We start from the raw sequence: 19,338 nt of genomic DNA, 5'->3' as shown, positions 1-19,338 counted from the left end.
ATCAGAAAGTGGTGTTGTTAATGAGAATGGTTGATTTAATACAAAAAAAGCGTGACGGTAAAGAACTAACAAAAGTCGAAATAGATTATATTATTCAAAACTATACGAATGGCGAGATCCCAGATTATCAGATGTCTGCCTTTGCGATGGCTGTCTATTTTAAAGACATGACAACTGAGGAACGAGCTAATTTTACAATGGCGATGGTTGAGTCAGGTGACCAAATCGACCTTTCTGCAATTGAAGGTATAAAAGTTGATAAACATTCAACAGGCGGTGTTGGTGATACAACAACCCTTGTTCTTGCACCACTTGTTGCTGCTCTTGGTGTTCCTGTAGCTAAAATGTCTGGAAGAGGTCTCGGGCATACTGGGGGGACAATTGACAAGTTGGAAGCTGTTCCTGGTTTCCACGTTGAAATTGATAACCAGCAGTTTATCGACTTAGTAAACAAAAATAAACTTGCAGTTATAGGTCAGAGTGGAAACCTTACACCTGCGGATAAAAAATTATATGGCCTTCGTGATGTTACAGCGACGGTTAACTCAATCCCACTTATTGCAAGCTCAATCATGAGTAAGAAGATTGCGGCTGGTGCAGATGCAATCGTATTGGATGTAAAAACAGGTGCTGGAGCATTTATGAAAACACCAGAAGAAGCAGAAGAGCTTGCGAACGCAATGGTAAAAATCGGGAACGCAGTTGGCCGCAACACTATGGCAGTTATTTCGGATATGAGTCAGCCATTGGGGTTTGCGATCGGTAACGCGCTTGAGATTAAGGAAGCCATCGATACACTTAACGGGAAAGGCCCTAAGGATCTTGAAGAGCTATGCTTAACACTAGGATCTCACATGGTATATCTCGCGAAAAAAGCAGATTCACTTGAACAAGCCCGTGAGATGCTGCAAGAAGTGATTGCTTCCGGAAAAGCTCTGGAAACATTAAAAGTCTTCTTAAAAGCACAAGGCGGAGATGAATCAGTTGTCGACCATCCTGAAAACCTTCCACAAGCAGCTCACACATTTGAACTAGCTGCTGAAGAAGACGGATATGTATCTGAAATCATTGCCGATGAGATCGGAACTGCTGCAATGATTCTAGGTGCAGGACGAGCAACAAAAGAATCAGAGATCGACCTGGCAGTTGGTCTGATGCTTAATAAAAAAGTTGGAGATTCCGTAGCAAAAGGGGATTCACTCGTGACAATCTACAGCAACACAGAAAATGTAGAGGATGTTAAAAAGAGAATTCGTGATGCCTATACGATCTCAAAGGATGCTGTTGAAGCTCCACCGCTTGTATATAAAGAAATCAAACAATAATTTTAATTTTAAATTCTATGGGTGACTCAAGAGGACAAAAAACTTTTGAGTCATCTTTTTTTTGTTTGGAAGCCCTCTCCGATAGGCTAAATGATGAAGTTGGATGAAAATCCAGCTTCTTTTTTGGATGAAGAGATAGGAAATTTTGCTCCTTAAAATGGAGGCATGAAAGAAGGGGGCTTGTCGAGAAATAGCGAATCGTCTTTATTAAATGGATAATCGCCTTATTATCGCTAAAAATCGCTTAATTATTTCTAAAATGAACTTAATACTTCTCAAAATCGCTCAATTCAGTAAAAAGAACTCACTATTAGCCATCTTTTATTCATATACAGAAAGACAAATCAAAACTTCAGCCGATTTTAAGTGGAGATAAAATGGTGGAGCAAGCTTTTTTAGATGGAAGATACGGTATAAAGTGAAAAATTATGGAAAAAATAAAGCTATATGAATGGAGGGAACTGTATGAAAGGCGTAATTTCAGGTCTACTTAGTATTTGCTTGCTAGCTGCTTTTTCTATCCCTAAAGCAGAGGCGGCGGAGAAAGAAAAGATGAAGCTTGCTGAACAGAGCCACTCGGCCATTTTGATGGAACAAGATAGCGGCAGTGTTCTGTTTGAAAAAAATAGCCATGAAAAGCTGCCGCCAGCAAGTATGACTAAAATCATGACGATGATTCTTATCATGGAAGCAATTGATAAAGGTAAGATCAGCTGGAACGATAAGATTCGGGTGTCTGAGTATGCGGCAAGTATGGGTGGGTCACAAATATTCCTTGAGCCAGGCGAAGAGATGCGTGTGGAAGATATGGTAAAAGGAATTGCGATCGGCAGCGCGAATGACGCATCTGTTGCAATGGCAGAACATATCGCTGGATCTGCAGAGTCTTTTGTTAACATGATGAATAATAAAGCAAAAGAACTTGGTTTGAATGATACGTTTTTTAAGAACCCAACAGGGCTTCCTGCAGCTGGACATTATACCTCGGCGCACGACATGGCAATCATGAGTAAGGAACTTCTCAAACATGAAGAAGTTACGAAGTTCACAGGACTTTATGAAGATTATTTAAGAGAAGAATCAGAAAAGAAGTTTTGGCTCGTTAACACGAACAGACTCGTTAAGTTTTATCCTGGTGTCGATGGGTTGAAAACTGGATTTACGAATGAAGCGAAATATTGTTTAACTGCAACAGCAAATAAGAATGGCATGAGGGTCATCGCCGTCGTTATGGGCGCTCCTTCACCAAAAGAAAGAAATGCTCAAGTAACTTCGATGCTCGATTATGCGTTTACCCAATTTTCTACTAAGAAGCTGTACGACAGGCATGAAATCGTAAAAGAAGTTAAGGTTCAAAAAGCAGAAAAATCCAAACTTCCTGTAGTTACTTCAGAAAATATCTCCCTTTTACTAAAAAAAGGTGAAACAGCGAAAAAAGTGAAAACTGAAGTAAATGTGGATAAAGATCTGAAATTACCTGTAAAAAAAGGACAGCAGATTGGTTCTTTAAAAATATATAACGGGGATAAACTGATCACGGAAAGTCCAGTTTTGGCTTCAGAGACAGTGAAAAAAGCATCATGGTGGAAACTATTCAAACGAACAGCAGGACAAATGTCAAAATCCTCCTGATTATGAAGTAATCTTGACAGTTATAGGCGAATTCCCACTAGTTTTGTCAAGAGTGAAGGAATTCGTCTATTTTTATAGAAACTTCACGTTATCCAAAAAAGAAGGAGAGGATAGCGTGGGATTAGCTGTCAATCTGGAACTTAAACATACCGTGTTATGTATCCGCTTAGACGGAGAACTTGATCACCATACAGCAGACATGCTTCGGTCACAAGTTGAAGAATATTTGAGAAAACATACGGTAAATCATATTGTGTTGAATTTAGAAGGTTTAAGTTTCATGGATAGTTCGGGTTTAGGTGTAATTCTAGGACGCTATAAGCAAATCAAGAGTCAAAATGGAGAGATGGTAGTATGTGCCATATCACCAGCGGTAAAGAGACTTTTTGAGATGTCAGGATTGTTTAAGATTATCAGGCTTGAAGAAGATGAAGAGCTTGCCCTTCAGGCTTTGGGGGTGGCTTAAAAATGAGAAATGAAATGAAGATTCAATTTTCAGCGTTAAGTCAAAATGAATCCTTTGCACGTGTGACAGTTGCTGCATTTATCGCTCAGATCGATCCGACTGTTGATGAACTGACAGAGATCAAGACAGTTGTATCTGAAGCTGTGACGAATGCGATCATTCACGGATACGAAAACAAAGCAACGGGTATGGTGTATATTGAAGCCGCTATTGAAGAGGATACGATCCACCTTACAATTCGTGACGAGGGTATGGGGATCCGTGATCTTGATCAAGCAAGGCAACCCCTTTATACGTCTAAGCCTGAATTAGAACGCTCAGGTATGGGCTTTACGATCATGGAAAACTTTATGGACAGTGTAGAAGTCATCTCAGAACCTTCATACGGAACTACGATTCACTTGACAAAATACTTAACTAAAAATAAAGCATTGTGTAATTAAGGGAGTATGTCTATGGATGTCGAGGTGAAAGGCAGCAAAAGTGAACCGTTTCTTAAGGATGAAGAGATTAAGTTATTGATCAAACAGAGTCAGGAAGGAGATCAGTCAGCTCGTGATACGATTGTAGAAAAAAACATGAGGCTTGTCTGGTCTGTGGTTCAACGCTTTTTAAACAGAGGTTATGAAGCTGATGACCTTTTTCAAATCGGCAGTATCGGATTGTTAAAATCAGTAGATAAATTTGATCTTTCCTATGATGTACGGTTCTCAACCTATGCCGTACCGATGATCATCGGGGAAATTCAGCGTTTCATACGGGACGACGGAACCGTGAAAGTTAGCCGTTCTTTAAAAGAGACGGGTAACAAAGTAAGAAAAGCAAAAGACGAGTTATCTAAATCATTAGGGCGTACACCAACCATTTCAGAAGTAGCGGAGCATCTTGATGTTGCAGTAGAAGATGTGATCATGGCACAAGACGCAGTAAGAGCGCCACAATCCATTCATGAAACGGTTTATGAAAATGATGGAGATCCAATCACACTGCTCGATCAAATCTCAGACCACTCAGAAAACAAATGGTTTGATAAGATCGCTCTAAAAGATATCATGGATAAGCTCGATGAAAGAGAACGACTAATCGTTTATTTGAGGTATTTTAAAGATCAAACGCAATCCGAGGTTGCTGACCGTCTTGCAATTTCTCAAGTACAAGTGTCGAGACTCGAAAAGAAAATACTATTATTTATGAAAAACCAGATGGAGACTTAAACGTCCTATCTGGTTTTTTGTTTTGAATTTCTTCATTTAGGCTGTTTTCGTATTCATGGTTGCTTTTGAAAGTAGTTGATCTCCGTTTCAGATGCTCGCTTTCCGCGGGGCAGGCGGTGAGCCACATTCGTACGTTACACTCTTAAGTGTCTCACCTGCCCGCCTGTCCCGCAGGAGTCTCGCATCCTACACTCCAATCAATTAATTATAGATGACAAAATGTAAAAGCAACAATCTTTTAGAAAAGAGCGTTCATTTAAGACATTTTCTAAAAGATTGATTCTGTTGAACAATTAAGGTGCCTCCAAAATTTTATCTTCAACTACTAAATACCTTGATAACATTTCCAATAATTATTCTCTTGAACACACAAATGATGACTTAAGAAGAATTTCAAGTTCTTTCTTTAACTTAAAATCTTCGTTGATATGGTTGATTGGAGTGGAAGGTACGAGACTCCTGCGGGACGAGCGGTCAGGTGGAGACTCCTAATGGCGCAAAGCGGCAGGAGGCTCACCGTACGCCCCGCGGAAAGGGAGTACCTGGAACGGAAATCAACCACTTTCGACATTTTTTATCTATTTTTGTGGTAGTTTTTGGATGGTGTTCGATGAGAGGCATGATAAGAATTGCGGTATCGCATACTAAACACAAATGCGCTTAGAAAGAGGTGAAGTGAACTTGGATAAAACGGTATACCTGCGTATGCGTCAACGTGTACAGGTCCTTTTACATCAGAAAGTCACGATCGGTGATGTTGCACAGATTGTTGCATCTGATGAGCTAGAAAGAGACATCAAGGGATATGTTATCCATGAAGTAACCCCTGAAGATAAGCATTTGATTGTTATAGATGTTATGCGTGTGATCGGAACGATCCAACAGAAAAGACCAGTTTTAGATGTTCAGACGATCGGCCCTGCACAATCGATTCTAGAGATTCAGATGAAACAAAAAAAGTTAGCACCTGTTTATTTTGTACTCGTGTGGCTATTGCTTTTTACTGGCTCTGCGCTTGCGATAATGAATTTTCATGAGGATGTCAGCATGCAGCTTGTTCATCAAAAAATCTATTTTATGATAACGGGGCACTATAAAGAGCAACCATTATTGCTGCAGATTCCTTATTCATTTGGTCTTGGTCTCGGAATGATTCTGTTCTTTAACCACCTGTTCCGTAAAAGGCTTAACGAAGAACCAAGTCCTTTAGAAGTAGAGATGTTCAATTATCAACAAGACCTTGATCAGTATGTGATCGTTCATGAAAACAAAGAAACCGAGAAAAAGATCAATGGGAATTAAAGTCTTGCTGATTGCTTTTATTGGATTTGGAGGAGGAATAACGGTTGGTTCTGGGCTCGTTGCGCTGATCACAGTTTTAGGGATTGTGCCAAGACTGATGCAGCTTTCAAAAACATATCGGTACATCAGGGGTTATGAATTAAGCATTATATTGGGGGCAGTAATCGGCGGCTGGATGAACTTAAGAAACGCTTCCATTTCGTTTCCAGCATTCTTTCTGGTCCCGATTGGACTACTAGCAGGAATCTTTGTAGGGATGCTTGCAGCTGCACTGACTGAAGTCTTGAACGTGCTACCGATTCTTGCAAAAAGAGTAGGGTTCGGTGAGAAGATCATCATCATATTAATGGCGATTGTATTAGGTAAGATTTCAGGATCTTTGTTTCATTGGATGTATTACATTAATCACTAAGGATGTGAGTGTTTTATGGCAACAAAAGAAGAACAGCAAGCATATGCAAAAAAAATCAAACCGATTCAGCCTAAACCTCCTTATGTTTTAAATTGTTTAAAAGCATTTTTAGTAGGCGGCTTAATCTGTGTGATCGGTCAAGCGATTCAAAACTTTTATATGGAATTCTTTAATTTTTCACAAGAGACGGCTGGAAACCCAACTGTTGCAACTCTCATACTAATTGCAGCTCTATTAACAGGATTAGGTGTTTATGATAAGATCGGCCAGTTTGCTGGGGCGGGTTCAGTAGTTCCCGTAACAGGTTTTGCAAACGCAGTAACGAGTGCTGCTTTAGAACATAAGAGCGAAGGGCTCGTTCTTGGAGTGGCTACAAATCTGTTTAAGTTAGCAGGAGCTGTAATCGTATTTGGTGCAGTAGCCGCTTATGTTTTTGGGATGATTCGGTATATCTTTCAGCATGTGATATAAGGAGTGGGAAACATGAATTTATTAGGAAGACAGACGTGGAAGTTTGCGAATAATGTGTATCTAAATGCAGCAGGAACTGCCGTTGGTCCGATGGAAAGTGAAGGTCCATTAGGCAGTTACTTCGATAAAACATATAACAACCTTCATTGTGGTCAAAAGAACTGGGAGCTTGCTGAAAGGCAGCTGATGGAAGATGCGATCAATGCATGTTTACAAAAAGTAAAGATGAAGCCTGAGGATATCAATTTTTTATTGGCGGGAGATCTGCTTAACCAGATCGTATCGGCTAACTATACAGCGCGAGGGAACGGTATCCCCTACTTAGGGGTATTCGGGGCTTGTTCAACTTCTATGGAATCTTTAGCGTTAGGCGCAGCATTGGTAGATGGCGGTTACGCTAACAGGGTTGTGGCAGCCGTTAGTTCACACAATGCAACAGCCGAAAGACAGTTTAGATACCCAACAGAATATGGCGGACAAAAACCAGATACAGCTACATTTACCGTAACAGGTGCAGGTGCAGCGCTTGTGAGCAAAGAGGTCTCTGATATTAAGATTACATCAGCAACAGTTGGAAAAGTTGTTGACTTAGGGATAAAAGATCCTTTTGATATGGGTTCTGCGATGGCACCGGCAGCGGCTGACACGATTGCTGCTCATTTTAAAGAAATGAATGTTGAACCAAATGAGTATGACTTAATCGCTACAGGAGATCTTTCAGGTGTCGGTGCACCGATTGTAAAAATGCTGCTAAAAGAACAGGGCTATGATGTTTCAGATAACCATCGGGATTGCGGGCTGATGATCTATCGCTCGGATCAGCAGGTGTTCGCTGGCGGAAGCGGCTGTGCATGCTCTGCTGTTGTCACGTATGGATATATCCTGGATGAGATCCGAAAAGGGAATCTAAAAAAAGTTCTAATGGTCGCAACAGGAGCACTATTAAACCCGGTGATGGTTCAACAAAAAGAAAGCATTCCAACGGTTGCTCACGGAGTTGTTCTAGAGCGGGCGGAAGGAGGACAATAACATGGAATTTTTCTGGGCATTTGTAATAGGAGGCGCCATTTGCGTTGTTGGTCAGCTGATGATGGATATATTGAAATTAACACCGGCACATGTAACCACTTCATTTGTTGTAATCGGCGCTCTTCTTGACGCATTTGGCATCTATGATAATTTAATCAAGTTTGCAGGAGCGGGTGCTACCGTTCCAATTACAAGCTTTGGTCATTCTCTTCTTCATGGTGCGATGGCAGCAGCTGACGAACATGGTTTCATAGGAATTGCGATGGGGATCTTTGAGCTAACATCTGCAGGTATTTCTTCGGCCATCTTGTTTGGATTTTTAGTAGCAGTCATTTTTGAACCAAAGGGGTGATTCTATGGTGAAAAAACGGGTCATTTTTATAACAGATGGAGATCTCTATGCATTGCGGGTTGTTGAATATGCTGCAGAACAAGTTGGCGGTCGTTGTATTTCGCAATCATGGGGAAATCCATCCAAAAAGAGCGGTGAAGAACTTGTTGAAATGATCCGAACAACACCGAATGATCCTGTACTCGTCATGTTTGATGACTGTGGTTTTAAAGGAGAGGGACCCGGAGAACATGCCATGAGATTCATTCATAAGCAAAAAGACATTGATGTGATCGGTGCGGTAGCTGTCGCTTCAAAGACTCATTTTGCTGAGTGGACGAAAGTGCATTGCTCGATAGATAGATATGGTGAACTCACAGAGTTTGGCATTGATAAGAGCGGGCTGCCAGATTTAGAAACAGGAAGAATAAATGGGGATACCGTGTACATACTCGATGAACTGAATCTGCCATTAGTAGTAGGAATCGGGGACATCGGTAAAATGTCAGGTTTTGATGCTGTGGAAAAAGGTGCTCCGATCACGGTTAAAGCCATTAAACTAATTTTAGAAAGGAGCGAATCAAGTGGGAAACGACAAAAATAAGACGCCAATCAGTAAAAATATTCATGATACGGAAAAGTTCTTAAAAGACCGTCTTGGGATCGGCGTAAGTTTTGACGTTGGGGTCAGAAAGATATTTGTACTAAAAAAAGAACTGCAGCTTTATTATTGTACAGGTCTTTGTGACAGTGAATTTATTATTATGATCTATCGTGAGCTAATGGATATGGATCACGGTCATAGATCACCTAGCAAAGTTAAAGATCTTGTACATAATCATCTGGCTCATCAGCAAGTGGAGCTCACAAAATCTTTAGATGAAGCCGTAGACCGCATGCTTTCAGGATTGATCGTTATCTTTGTTGACGGTGAAGAAGAAGCATTTGTTGTAGACGTAAGGAGTTACCCGGGACGATCACCAGAAGAACCGGATATCGAGAAGGTTGTCAGAGGTGCTCGTGACGGTTATACGGAGAACATTATCATTAACACAGCTCTTACGAGAAGACGTATTCGCGATGAGCGTTTAAGACACGAAATTATGCAAGTTGGAGAACGTTCTAAAACGGATGTATGTCTATCCTATATTCAGGACGTTGCAGATCCGGGGCTCGTTGATCTGATCAGACAAGAACTCAGTTCAATAGATATCGACGGAATACCGATGGCAGACAAAACGATCGAAGAATTTATTGTGAAACAAGGCTGGAATCCGTTTCCTTTAGTCCGATATACAGAGCGGCCAGACGTTGCAGCTCAGCATCTTATGGAAGGGCATGTATTGATCATCACAGATACATCACCGAGTGTTATTATTACCCCTACTACACTCTTCCATCATGTTCAGCATGCAGAAGAGTATAGACAGACCCCTTTTATTGGTGCTTTTTTAAGGTGGACACGTTTCACGGGAATGCTCGCTTCTGTTTTTCTAGTTCCTATGTGGCTATTGTTTTCGATGGAAAAAGAGCTGCTGCCGCCTTTTATTGATTTTATTGGGCCAAATAAAACAACCAACATTCCCTTGTTTTTACAGATCATTTTTGCAGAGATTGGAATTGATATCTTGCGGCTCGCTGCCATCCATACACCAAGTGCCCTCTCCACCGCCATGGGTCTGATCGCTGCAGTGTTGATCGGCCAGATTGCGATCGATGTTGGTTTGTTCGTGCCAGAAGTTATATTATATGTAGCGATAGCAGCGATTGGATCATTCTCAACACCAAGCTATGAGCTCAGTATCGCAAACAAAGTTCTGAGGCTCTTCTTAATTGTAATGGTGATGCTCTTTAAAGTTCCGGGGTTTATCATTGGATTTACAATCATGATTCTATACATGTCAACGATCAAGAATTTGAACACACCTTATTTATGGCCGCTCATTCCTTTTAACCCAAAGGCCTTTATGCAAATTGTTATTCGGATCGCTGTTCCATTATCTAAAGTGCGGCCGAGCATTGTTCATCCGCAAAACACCAAAAAACAGCCGACTAATTAATCTGTCCCTTGCTGATTGTTGAAAATTGTGTTAAATTCATAACTAATTATATATGCCTCATATGAGGTAGAGGCGCAAAACGAATGAGTAGCATATGGAGTTTGTGGATGACGATGAAATATGTTGAAAGGTCAATTTGCCGAAGTGTAAAAAGAGATCCATCACTTTTTATGCTGGGCCGCTGCTTAAGAAGCAACGGACTGTCACTACAACAGTAGTGGAGAGCTATTCCGACATGAGGGTACGGTTATGACAGCCTGCCTTAGTTGCGGCTGTCTTTTGTATTTGTCGGGATTGAATTCTCTATCAACAACGAGAGGGGATTTTTTGTGAATTTACACGGTACAGCACAAATTGGACAAAATCATCATCTATGGATAGGTGGTACAGATACGGTTGAACTTGCAAAGAAATACGGCACACCACTATATCTGTATGACGTATCTCTAATTAAAAATAGAGCAAGAGGTTTTAAGAGAGCATTCCAAGAAAAAGGGGTGGGCTTCCAAGTCGCTTACGCCTCAAAAGCGTTCTCTTCCATTGCCATGTTTCAACTGATCGAACAAGAAGGATTAAGTCTAGACGTGGTTTCAGGAGGAGAGCTCTTTACGGCCCTTCAAGCAGAGTTTCCAGCAGAACGAATCCATTTTCATGGAAACAATAAGAGCTATGAAGAGTTAGAGTTTGCTCTTAATGCTGGAGTGGGATGTATTGTCGTTGATAACTTTTTTGAGATTTCACTGCTAAAAATGATAAGCAGTAAACTCGATAAAAAAGTAAACATTTTATTACGACTTACTCCAGGTATTGAAGCACATACACATGATTACATCATTACCGGCCAGGAAGATTCTAAATTTGGTTTTGACTTAGGCAACGGCCAGGCTGATAAGGCGCTAGAGGATGTTCTTGCTTTTGAAGGATTTCGTGTCCTAGGCATTCATTGCCATATCGGCTCGCAAATTTTTGAAACAGAGGGTTTTACACTCGCGATTGAAAAGCTATTTAGCCACTTTAAAAAATGGGAAGAGAGCTTCAAGTATTTTCCAGAAGTTGTAAACCTTGGTGGAGGTTTTGGTATCCAATATACTTCTGAAGATACACCGCTCGCACCAGAACAGTATGTAACGGCTATGATTGATGAAGTGGGAAAACAGATGCGTCGTTTTGAAGGAAGAGATTTACCGGAGTTGTGGATTGAACCAGGCCGGTCGCTTGTAGGTGACGCAGGAACGACGATTTACTCAATCGGTTCGCAAAAAGAGATTGAAGGCGTCAGGCATTATGTTTCTGTTGACGGTGGAATGACCGATAACATTCGTCCAGCACTCTATCAAGCAAAATACGAAGCATATGTTGCCAATAAAATGAACGAAAAGCCTGCACAAACCGTATCCATTGCAGGGAAATGCTGTGAGAGCGGAGATATGCTGATTTGGGATATTGATCTGCCTATAGTAACAGATAACGATTACTTAGCGGTATCATGTACAGGAGCATACGGATATAGCATGGCAAGCAATTATAACCGTATTCAACGGCCTGCTGTTGTGTTTGTTGAGAACGGCGAGGAACAACTTGTCGTCAAGCGTGAAACTTATGAAGATCTTATTAAGAATGATATCCCGTTAAAAACAAATGTTTTTGTGTAAATTAGTTTACGGAGCAATCATTTAACCGTACAATGGTAGTTGTAATGAAGTTAGAAGGAGGCCTGTTTTTTATGAAAAAAGGTTCAATTGAATTTGAAAACGGCGAAAAAATACTTTTTGAATTGTTCCAAGAAGAAGCACCAGGAACAGTAGAAAACTTTGAAAAACTTGCAAACGAAGGATTTTATAATGGTGTAACATTCCACCGTGTAATTCCTGGTTTTGTAGCTCAAGGTGGAGATCCAACAGGAACAGGAGCTGGCGGCCCTGGTTATTCTATTCCTTGTGAAACAGAAGGAAACCCGCATAAGCACGTAGCTGGTTCTCTTTCTATGGCACATGCTGGCCGCGATACAGGTGGAAGCCAATTCTTTATCGTTCACGAGCCACAGCCTCACTTAAACGGTGTGCACACTGTGTTCGGACAAGTTACCGAAGGCATGGAAACAGTACTTCGTATTAAACAAGGCGATGTAATGAAAGAAGTTAAAGTTTGGGAAGAATAATTCCAATATGAAGAAAAAGCTCCGGGAGAATATTTCCGGAGCTTTTTCTGTATAGAAGGATTCACAGATAAATGAGAATTGATGAATATTGTCGACTCGTCGATATATCATTAAAATTGGTCAAAATAATCATGATATTAGTCAAATTAATCATGAGATTGGCTGAATTACAGCTGAAACTTGGCAAATTAATAAAGAGCTTCTTTATAAAATCCTATTTTTCATTATTTTTTGTCTGTTTCGTTCATCAATAACAGAGGTGCGATCTCTTAAGGAATGCTTATGAACGATGCTCGTATCTGTCAGAGTATGTGTGAACCAATTTTCTTCCGTTGCATTTGCTTCAAATAAGCATTTTTGTAATAATTCCGTAGTCAGGGGCAGTGTAATTGGTTCGAAAGGTTGCTCTAGCTCGATTTTTTCTTTTCTATCTCTTATCAGTTCAAAAAATGGCTGTGTTTGTATTCCAAGTTCTTTTAATTCTAATTCTTCTTTTTGAAGTTTTTGTAATCCGCTCGTAATCATTCTTCTTGCTCCGTTCATATTACCTCGCCTTTGATGATAGAGTGCAACAGCCAGTTGAATGAGTCCTGGCCACAGATTACCTTTCATTCCTTCGTTCTTCCAATGCTCTTCAAGTACTTCATGGCATTCAAAGTAATCTTGATCTCTATGAAAATGTATTAAGTATTCAATCCAAGGTTTTGGGTAAGTCACAATCGTTCACGCCCCTTATTAAGCTCGATTTTAAGTTTACCACATGCATCATGTGAATAAAAACAAACCTCGATAAGAACAAAATATGATATAATTTTATAATACAAAAATGCTGAAAAAACTGGGGAAATGTTATGCAATATAGTGTGAAGCTTGATGGATTTGAAGGTCCGCTAGATTTACTGCTTCATTTAATACAAACCTACGAAGTGGATATTTATGATATTCCAGTAGCTATTATCACTGAGCAATACCTTCAATATATACATACGATGAAAGAATTAAAACTTGATGTGGCAAGTGAATTTTTAGTAATGGCAGCCACTCTTTTAGCAATTAAAAGCAAAATGTTGCTGCCAAAGCATGAAGAAGAATTGTTTGAGAACCAGATGGAACTTGAGATGGAAGAAGATCCGAGAGATGAACTTGTTAGAAGGCTTGTAGAGTATAGAAAGTATAAACACGCTGCAGATGAACTTAAAGAAAGGGAATCTCAAAGAAGTTTGGTTTATACAAGACAGCCGCTGGACCTGAGTCAGTTTGAAAAAGAAGAAACGGCCAAACAAGTAACGAATGTAACCCTTTATGATATGTTGCAGGCCATGCAAAAAGTCTTTCAAGAAAAGGTTACGCGTGCACCGCGAACGACGATTGAGCGACAAGAGATCCCTATTGAAACAAGGATGGAACAAATAAAAAGTTCCCTTCAATCAGTTGGAGGACGAAAAAAGTTTACAGAGCTGTTCGATAAAAACACAAAAGAGCACGTGGTTGTCACATTTCTTGCGATATTAGAACTAATGAAAGTAAAATCCATCAATTGTGAACAACAAGATCATTTTAGTGAAATATATATAACAATGTTAGAGGAGTAATACGATTTGGAACGAAATGAAATAAAAGCAGTTATCGAAGGATTGCTTTTTGTCAGTGGAGACGAAGGAATTGATAGAAAGCAGATCGCCCAAGTACTGGAGATCGATAGCAAAGAATTAAATCTTATCATTGATGATTTAAAGGAGAGTTATGCAAAACCAGACAGAGGGATGGCTATTGTGGAATATGCGGGATCCCTACAATTTGTAACAAAGCCTGATCATGCGGTCTATTATGAACGTCTTGTTGAGACACCGGGACATTCCACTCTATCACAGGCTGCACTTGAAACGCTTGCAATAATTGCATATAAACAGCCGATTACGAGGTCTGAGATCGAAGAAGTAAGAGGTGTGAAAACAGAAAAACCCCTGCATACCTTATCTGCAAAAGGACTTGTAAAAGAAGTTGGCAGGGCTGAGGGTACGGGAAGAGCGATCCTCTACGGAACTACGAAAGCATTTTTAGAACACTTTGGTCTGCAGAACATTAAGGAATTGCCGCCGCTGCCGGAAAACATTAAAGAAGAAAGTGTTGAACAAGAAGCGGATTTGTTCTTTTCAAAGTTTCAAGAATCACTATCTACGGATGATAGGTAAGGAGGAGTTATGCATTGTTGATTCAGCATATTGATGGTATAGAGTTAGAAAAAGAAAAGCCGAATACATCAGAGGATTTTTTCAACCGTTCAGAAGCTACTTATGAGTCGAACGGAATTACTCAAACTTTTCACCTGCTTTATGTTCGATATTTTGAAGAAAAACTTCAAGAGGAATTAACACAGCATGACTTTTGGAAAGGTTACTTGGATACTTACAAGATACGAGAGATTGCTGCGCTTGTTGCGTTAACCAGCAATGATGCTTATTTAAAGCGCAAACGAAGCTATATAAACAACTATGAGGAATTTCGAAATTTATTTTTGAATCCAAACAAAGATGTTCTGAGATCTCATCTAAATACTTTAAAGAAAATAGTTAAGTAAAACAGCCATTTTTTTGGCTGTTTTTTTGTTTTTAGACGTGTTGCTTTCGGTTTCAAGGTGATCACTCTCTGTTGAGCAAGCGCTGTTGCAGTGACTTTTAGCATTGCATCTCCCGAATTGAGTCTGTTACAAATTTATTGAGTCTTACATGAATTTATTGAGTCTAAATAAAAATTATTGAGTCTAATCGCAATTTATTGGGTCTAATTTAAAGTTACCCGAGCTGTGCAGTAGGTGAGAAACCTATAACTGAGAACTACAATTCATCTAGAGACGGATTAATAAGCTCCCCGTTTTAAAAGGCTGTTTAAGGGTAAATTACTAAAAAAGGAAATGCAGCAGAAGGAGAGAGATCATTGCCAAGAATAGCAGCAGTAGAAACAATTAATCCGCCGCACAAGCTTTCCCAAAATGAAACGATGGCGTTTGCGAGAAACTTATTTCAAGATGCATTCTCAGATATCGAGCGTTTACTAAAAGTATTTCAAAATGGTGAGATCGAGTCTCGGTATTTTGCGATGCCTATCGATTGGTTTAAGAAAAAAAGAAGCTTTCAAGAGAAAAACGATTTATACATAGATTTTGCCACTAATTTAGGAGCAGCGTGCATCGAAAATTGTATATCAGATCAGAAACTTAACATATCATACGATAATATTGATGCTATTTTTTTTATATCGAGCTCTGGCCTATCGACACCAAGCATAGAAGCAAGAATAATGAATATCCTCCCTTTTTCTCCCCATACAAAAAGGATTCCTATTTGGGGGTTGGGCTGTGCTGGCGGAGCATCTGGTTTCTCAAGAGCTTATGATTATTGCAAAGCTTATCCGAAGTCAAATGTACTTGTTCTAAGTGTTGAGTTATGCTCATTAACGTTTCAACACGAAGATCTATCAAAGAGCAACTTAGTTGGAACATCTTTGTTTGCGGATGGTGTTGCGTGCGCATTGATCTGTGGTGATGAATCCGATACGGCTATGACGTCAGAAATACATCCATATATAAAAGATACGATGTCTACTTTAAAGCCACATTCTGAAGACGTGATGGGGTGGGAAGTAAAAGATACGGGGTTGTATGTTGTTTTTTCAAGAGATATTCCGAATGTGATCCGAACATGGCTAAAACCCAATGTAGACGAGTTTTTGGAGAGAAATCAACTTGTCGGAGAACAAATTAAACATTTTATTGCTCATCCTGGCGGAAAGAAAGTACTTGAAGCTTATGTTGAAGCTCTAGGGATCCCATTATCTAAGACAGATATTTCAAGAGATGTGTTAATGTCAAATGGAAATATGTCATCTGCAACTGTGTTCTATGTTCTAAAGAAGTTTATGGAAACAGAAAAAGAAGATGGAGACCTGGGAGTAATGGCTGCTCTCGGTCCTGGTTTTTCATCTGAACTTCTATTAGTGGAATGGAGGAAGTAAACGTGTGGTTCCTTCTTTTTTGGAGTTTTCTCGTGATTCAAAGACTGGCTGAAGTAAGGATTGCAAAATCAAATGAAAAGAAACTTCGAGAGAAAGGCGCTGTGGAAGCAGGTAAAGACCATTATAAGTGGATGGTGTTCATGCATGTTTCCTTTTTTGCCGTTTTCTTTTTAGAAGTATATGTCCTAAGCGCAACACCGCCTAGTTGGTGGCTGGTTCCTTTTGTATTATTTCTAATCGCTCAAGTGATTCGGGTTTGGGCAATCTCTTCACTCGGCGTGTACTGGAATACGAAAATATTGCTGCTTCCCGGAGCGACAGTAGTAGCGAAAGGCCCATATCGATTTATGAGACATCCGAATTATACGGTAGTCTCTCTTGAGCTTTTGGTCATTCCTCTAATTTTTGGTGCTTATTATACAGCCATTCTGTTTACGTTGTTAAATATTTTAATGTTACGAGTACGAATACCAGCTGAAGAAAAAGCACTTATGGAACTGACAGACTACGAAAAAAGCCACGGTCACAAACAGCGTTTCTTCCCTAGTCAATAACAGCGGAAGTAAATCCCATTCATAACCTGTCCTTGTTTGCATAAACTTTTACAAAACACCTAAAGGGCGGGATTATAAATGAAACAAACTATAAAACCATTACTTCTCGTTATCATTTGTACGCTGATCTTTGCTGTATTCCCGCAAGAAGCTAAAGCTGAACCTGGGGTATCAGCAAAAGCTGCTGTATTGATGGAACAGTCATCAGGAAGAGTTCTGTATGGACGAAATGAACACCGTCCGATGAGAATAGCTAGTATAACAAAGATCATGACTGCAATCATCGCGATAGAATCAGGTAAAATGCATGACACAGTAACGATCACAGAACATGCAGCACGAACAGAAGGTTCTTCTCTTTATTTAAAGCCTGGTGAAAAAATCCCTCTAGAAGACTTAGTTTATGGGTTGATGCTTCGGTCCGGAAATGACTCTGCAGTTGCAATCGCTGAACATGTCGGCGGAAGTTTAGAAGGCTTTTCATATATGATGAACCAAAAAGCCGAAGAGATAGGGATGAAGCATACTCGTTTTAGAAATCCTCATGGCCTTGATACACATGAAGATCATTATTCAACCGCATATGATATGGCACTCCTGACAAAGTATGCGATGAACAATGATACCTTTAAAGACGTTTCTTCTACGAAAGTTTACCGGTCAGAGCAAACCGGTGAAAAATGGGACAGAGTATGGAGAAACAAAAATAAAATGCTGAAGCTCTACAGCAATTCAACTGGCGGCAAAACGGGATACACAAAGCGAGCCAAAAGAACATTAGTTTCAACAGCTGAGAAAGACGGCATGGAACTGATTGCCGTAACACTTAATGATCCTGATGATTGGGAAGATCACCGGAACTTATTTGAGTGGGGGTTCCATTCATTTAAAATGACAGAGCTTATCAAGGAAGGTAAGATCTCAAGCATTAAAGAGAAAGGTTATAAAGGCAAAGTAGAAGCTGCCAGAACGTTTTCATATCCTTTGTTAAAAGAAGAGATGAAAGAAATCTCTTCTTCCATCGATTTGTATAAGCTTCCGAAATCAGGGAAATGGGAAGATGAAAAGGTTCCTAAGCCTGTAGGGCGCTATTTCATAGACTTAAAGGACACGAGAATTGCTGATCTTCCGCTCTATTATGATGGCAAAACGCTTATTAAACCAGCTCAAGAAAGTTTATGGACGTCCTTTAAAAACATGCTGAACAAGCTTTTCTTTGTTGCCAAGGAAGAGACGCGCCTATGGTGAATTATATTTGGGTTGGTATGATGGTGATCGGTTTTATCGTTGCTGGAATTAACGGAACAATGGATAAAGTGAACGAAGCCATCTTCACGAGTGCCAAAGAAGCAGTTACGCTCAGTTTTGGCATGATAAGCATCCTCGTATTTTGGCTGGGAATAATGAAAATCGCTGAAAAAGGCGGTTTGCTTGAAGTGCTGGCTATTCTTTTTCGACCTATCGTTAAAAGGCTTTTTCCCGATATTCCAAAAGATCATCCCGCACAAGGCTATATTCTGTCCAATATGGCAGCGAACCTTCTTGGACTCGGAAACGCTGCAACACCGATGGGCATAAAAGCGATGGAACAGTTAAAGATTCTAAACGGTGGAAAAAATGAAGCTAGCCGGTCTATGATTACACTTCTTGCGATCAATACATCAAGCATTACACTTATTCCTACAACGATTATCGCAATAAGAATGAGCTACAACTCACAGTCCCCAACGGATATTGTAGCTCCAACTTTAATTGCAACGGCGATTTCTACTGTTGGTGCTATATTAATAGATAGATATTATTATTACCGCTCCTTGCCAAAAGGAGGTAAATAAATGGCGATCGTTCAATCGTTTTCGATCTGGTTTATTCCGCTTTTAATCGGTTTTATATTATTGTATGGCACGTATAAGAAAGTACCAACATATGAAACGTTTGTAGAAGGCGGTAAAGAAGGCTTTTCAATCGCCATCAACATCATTCCTTTTTTAGTCGGTATGCTTGTAGCCATTTCGGTGTTCAGAGCATCTGGAGCCCTGGATTATGTGATGATGGCAATGCGTCCTTTGTTTTCATTGTTTCATATTCCGGCAGAAGTAGTACCGCTTGGGCTTATGAGAACGATATCTGGAACAGGAGCACTTGGCATGACATCTGATCTAATCGCTACGCATGGTCCTGATTCATTTATAGGAAGGCTAGCTTCAACTATCCAAGGAAGCACAGATACGACCTTTTATGTGCTTACCGTTTATTTTGGAGCAGTAGGAATTAAAAAGATGAAGTATGCGCTAAAAGTAGGTTTATTAGCAGATCTAATCGGTTTTTTAGCATCAATCGCTGTGATCTCTCTCTTGTTTTACGCATAAATTG

Annotated in this window: 23 protein-coding genes and 1 riboswitch; of the genes, 22 read left to right on the top strand and 1 reads right to left on the bottom strand. The window is 40.0% G+C overall.

Annotated features, from left to right (window positions below; translation table 11 throughout):
- Positions 1–20: 20 nt before the first annotated feature.
- The 14 genes from AWM68_RS12460 (at position 21) to AWM68_RS12395 (ending at position 12,400) form a co-directional block, all read left to right on the top strand.
- Positions 21–1,325, top strand: coding sequence for a pyrimidine-nucleoside phosphorylase (locus AWM68_RS12460; RefSeq protein ID WP_066242030.1), 1,305 nt, complete (start codon positions 21–23; stop codon positions 1,323–1,325).
- Between the two features lie 465 nt (positions 1,326–1,790).
- Complete coding sequence (locus AWM68_RS12455; protein ID WP_066242027.1) at positions 1,791–2,957, top strand: D-alanyl-D-alanine carboxypeptidase family protein; 1,167 nt, start codon at positions 1,791–1,793, stop codon at positions 2,955–2,957.
- Between the two features lie 115 nt (positions 2,958–3,072).
- Positions 3,073–3,423 (top strand): anti-sigma F factor antagonist, encoded by a 351-nt coding sequence (spoIIAA, locus tag AWM68_RS12450; protein WP_066242024.1) that lies wholly within the window; start codon positions 3,073–3,075, stop codon positions 3,421–3,423.
- Positions 3,424–3,425: 2 nt separating this feature from the next.
- A complete protein-coding gene (gene spoIIAB / locus AWM68_RS12445) occupies positions 3,426–3,866 on the top strand; it encodes an anti-sigma F factor (protein WP_066242022.1) in 441 nt (146 codons plus the stop codon).
- Positions 3,867–3,878: 12 nt separating this feature from the next.
- Positions 3,879–4,637 carry an RNA polymerase sporulation sigma factor SigF gene (gene sigF, locus AWM68_RS12440; RefSeq protein ID WP_066242019.1) on the top strand — a complete coding sequence of 253 codons (759 nt, stop codon included), beginning with the start codon at positions 3,879–3,881 and terminating at the stop codon, positions 4,635–4,637.
- A 681-nt stretch (positions 4,638–5,318) separates the two neighbouring features.
- Complete coding sequence (locus tag AWM68_RS12435; protein ID WP_066242016.1) at positions 5,319–5,939, top strand: stage V sporulation protein AA; 621 nt, start codon at positions 5,319–5,321, stop codon at positions 5,937–5,939.
- Positions 5,929–6,351 (top strand): stage V sporulation protein AB, encoded by a 423-nt coding sequence (locus AWM68_RS12430; RefSeq protein WP_066242502.1) that lies wholly within the window; start codon positions 5,929–5,931, stop codon positions 6,349–6,351. Before AWM68_RS12435 ends, AWM68_RS12430 begins: the two co-directional genes overlap by 11 nt.
- A gap of 15 nt (positions 6,352–6,366) precedes the next feature.
- Positions 6,367–6,822 carry a stage V sporulation protein AC gene (spoVAC, locus tag AWM68_RS12425; protein WP_066242013.1) on the top strand — a complete coding sequence of 152 codons (456 nt, stop codon included), beginning with the start codon at positions 6,367–6,369 and terminating at the stop codon, positions 6,820–6,822.
- Positions 6,823–6,834: 12 nt separating this feature from the next.
- Positions 6,835–7,851: a stage V sporulation protein AD gene (spoVAD, locus tag AWM68_RS12420; protein ID WP_066242010.1), complete on the top strand. Its 1,017-nt coding sequence runs from the start codon at positions 6,835–6,837 to the stop codon at positions 7,849–7,851.
- Between the two features lies 1 nt (position 7,852).
- Positions 7,853–8,203, top strand: a complete 351-nt coding sequence (gene spoVAE, locus AWM68_RS12415) for a stage V sporulation protein AE (protein WP_066242007.1) — start codon at positions 7,853–7,855, stop codon at positions 8,201–8,203.
- A 4-nt stretch (positions 8,204–8,207) separates the two neighbouring features.
- Positions 8,208–8,786 (top strand): stage V sporulation protein AE, encoded by a 579-nt coding sequence (locus tag AWM68_RS12410; protein WP_066242005.1) that lies wholly within the window; start codon positions 8,208–8,210, stop codon positions 8,784–8,786.
- The gene (locus AWM68_RS12405; protein ID WP_066242002.1) at positions 8,767–10,242 is read left to right on the top strand and encodes a spore germination protein; all 1,476 of its coding nucleotides are present in this window, start codon (positions 8,767–8,769) and stop codon (positions 10,240–10,242) included. The genes AWM68_RS12410 and AWM68_RS12405 overlap by 20 nt, the downstream gene beginning before the upstream one ends.
- A 59-nt stretch (positions 10,243–10,301) precedes the next feature.
- Positions 10,302–10,478: riboswitch (Lysine riboswitch) on the top strand.
- Between the two features lie 93 nt (positions 10,479–10,571).
- Positions 10,572–11,894 carry a diaminopimelate decarboxylase gene (lysA, locus tag AWM68_RS12400; protein WP_066241999.1) on the top strand — a complete coding sequence of 441 codons (1,323 nt, stop codon included), beginning with the start codon at positions 10,572–10,574 and terminating at the stop codon, positions 11,892–11,894.
- Between the two features lie 71 nt (positions 11,895–11,965).
- Positions 11,966–12,400 (top strand): peptidylprolyl isomerase, encoded by a 435-nt coding sequence (locus AWM68_RS12395; protein WP_066241997.1) that lies wholly within the window; start codon positions 11,966–11,968, stop codon positions 12,398–12,400.
- A 204-nt stretch (positions 12,401–12,604) separates the two neighbouring features.
- Here AWM68_RS12395 and AWM68_RS12390 read toward each other — a convergent pair whose 3' ends face one another.
- Positions 12,605–13,117 (bottom strand): DUF309 domain-containing protein, encoded by a 513-nt coding sequence (locus AWM68_RS12390; RefSeq protein WP_066241995.1) that lies wholly within the window; start codon positions 13,115–13,117, stop codon positions 12,605–12,607.
- Positions 13,118–13,251: 134 nt separating this feature from the next.
- Between AWM68_RS12390 and AWM68_RS12385 the strand changes: the two genes are divergently transcribed.
- The 8 genes from AWM68_RS12385 to AWM68_RS12350 all read left to right on the top strand — a co-directional run bounded on the left by AWM68_RS12385 (position 13,252) and on the right by AWM68_RS12350 (position 19,334).
- Positions 13,252–13,992: a segregation/condensation protein A gene (locus AWM68_RS12385; RefSeq protein WP_066241992.1), complete on the top strand. Its 741-nt coding sequence runs from the start codon at positions 13,252–13,254 to the stop codon at positions 13,990–13,992.
- Between the two features lie 6 nt (positions 13,993–13,998).
- Entirely contained in the window at positions 13,999–14,592 is a 594-nt protein-coding gene (scpB, locus tag AWM68_RS12380; RefSeq protein ID WP_066241988.1) for an SMC-Scp complex subunit ScpB, read from the top strand.
- 14 nt (positions 14,593–14,606) lie between these two features.
- Positions 14,607–14,978 carry a hypothetical protein gene (locus tag AWM68_RS12375; RefSeq protein ID WP_066241986.1) on the top strand — a complete coding sequence of 124 codons (372 nt, stop codon included), beginning with the start codon at positions 14,607–14,609 and terminating at the stop codon, positions 14,976–14,978.
- A 356-nt stretch (positions 14,979–15,334) separates the two neighbouring features.
- Positions 15,335–16,411, top strand: coding sequence for a type III polyketide synthase (locus AWM68_RS12370; protein WP_066241983.1), 1,077 nt, complete (start codon positions 15,335–15,337; stop codon positions 16,409–16,411).
- Positions 16,412–16,443: 32 nt separating this feature from the next.
- Positions 16,444–16,965: an isoprenylcysteine carboxyl methyltransferase family protein gene (locus tag AWM68_RS12365; protein ID WP_331710047.1), complete on the top strand. Its 522-nt coding sequence runs from the start codon at positions 16,444–16,446 to the stop codon at positions 16,963–16,965.
- 78 nt (positions 16,966–17,043) lie between these two features.
- The gene (locus AWM68_RS12360; protein ID WP_066241978.1) at positions 17,044–18,213 is read left to right on the top strand and encodes a D-alanyl-D-alanine carboxypeptidase family protein; all 1,170 of its coding nucleotides are present in this window, start codon (positions 17,044–17,046) and stop codon (positions 18,211–18,213) included.
- A complete protein-coding gene (locus tag AWM68_RS12355) occupies positions 18,207–18,800 on the top strand; it encodes a nucleoside recognition domain-containing protein (RefSeq protein ID WP_066241975.1) in 594 nt (197 codons plus the stop codon). The genes AWM68_RS12360 and AWM68_RS12355 overlap by 7 nt, the downstream gene beginning before the upstream one ends.
- The gene (locus AWM68_RS12350) at positions 18,801–19,334 is read left to right on the top strand and encodes a spore maturation protein (RefSeq protein WP_066241972.1); all 534 of its coding nucleotides are present in this window, start codon (positions 18,801–18,803) and stop codon (positions 19,332–19,334) included. It abuts the gene before it with no gap.
- The last annotated feature ends 4 nt before the right edge of the window (positions 19,335–19,338 follow it).

It is taken from the genome of Fictibacillus phosphorivorans, assembly GCF_001619875.1.
In the GTDB taxonomy this organism is placed as follows: Bacteria; Bacillota; Bacilli; order Bacillales; family Fictibacillaceae; genus Fictibacillus; species Fictibacillus phosphorivorans_B.
This window is presented reverse-complemented; position numbering and strand designations above follow the sequence as displayed.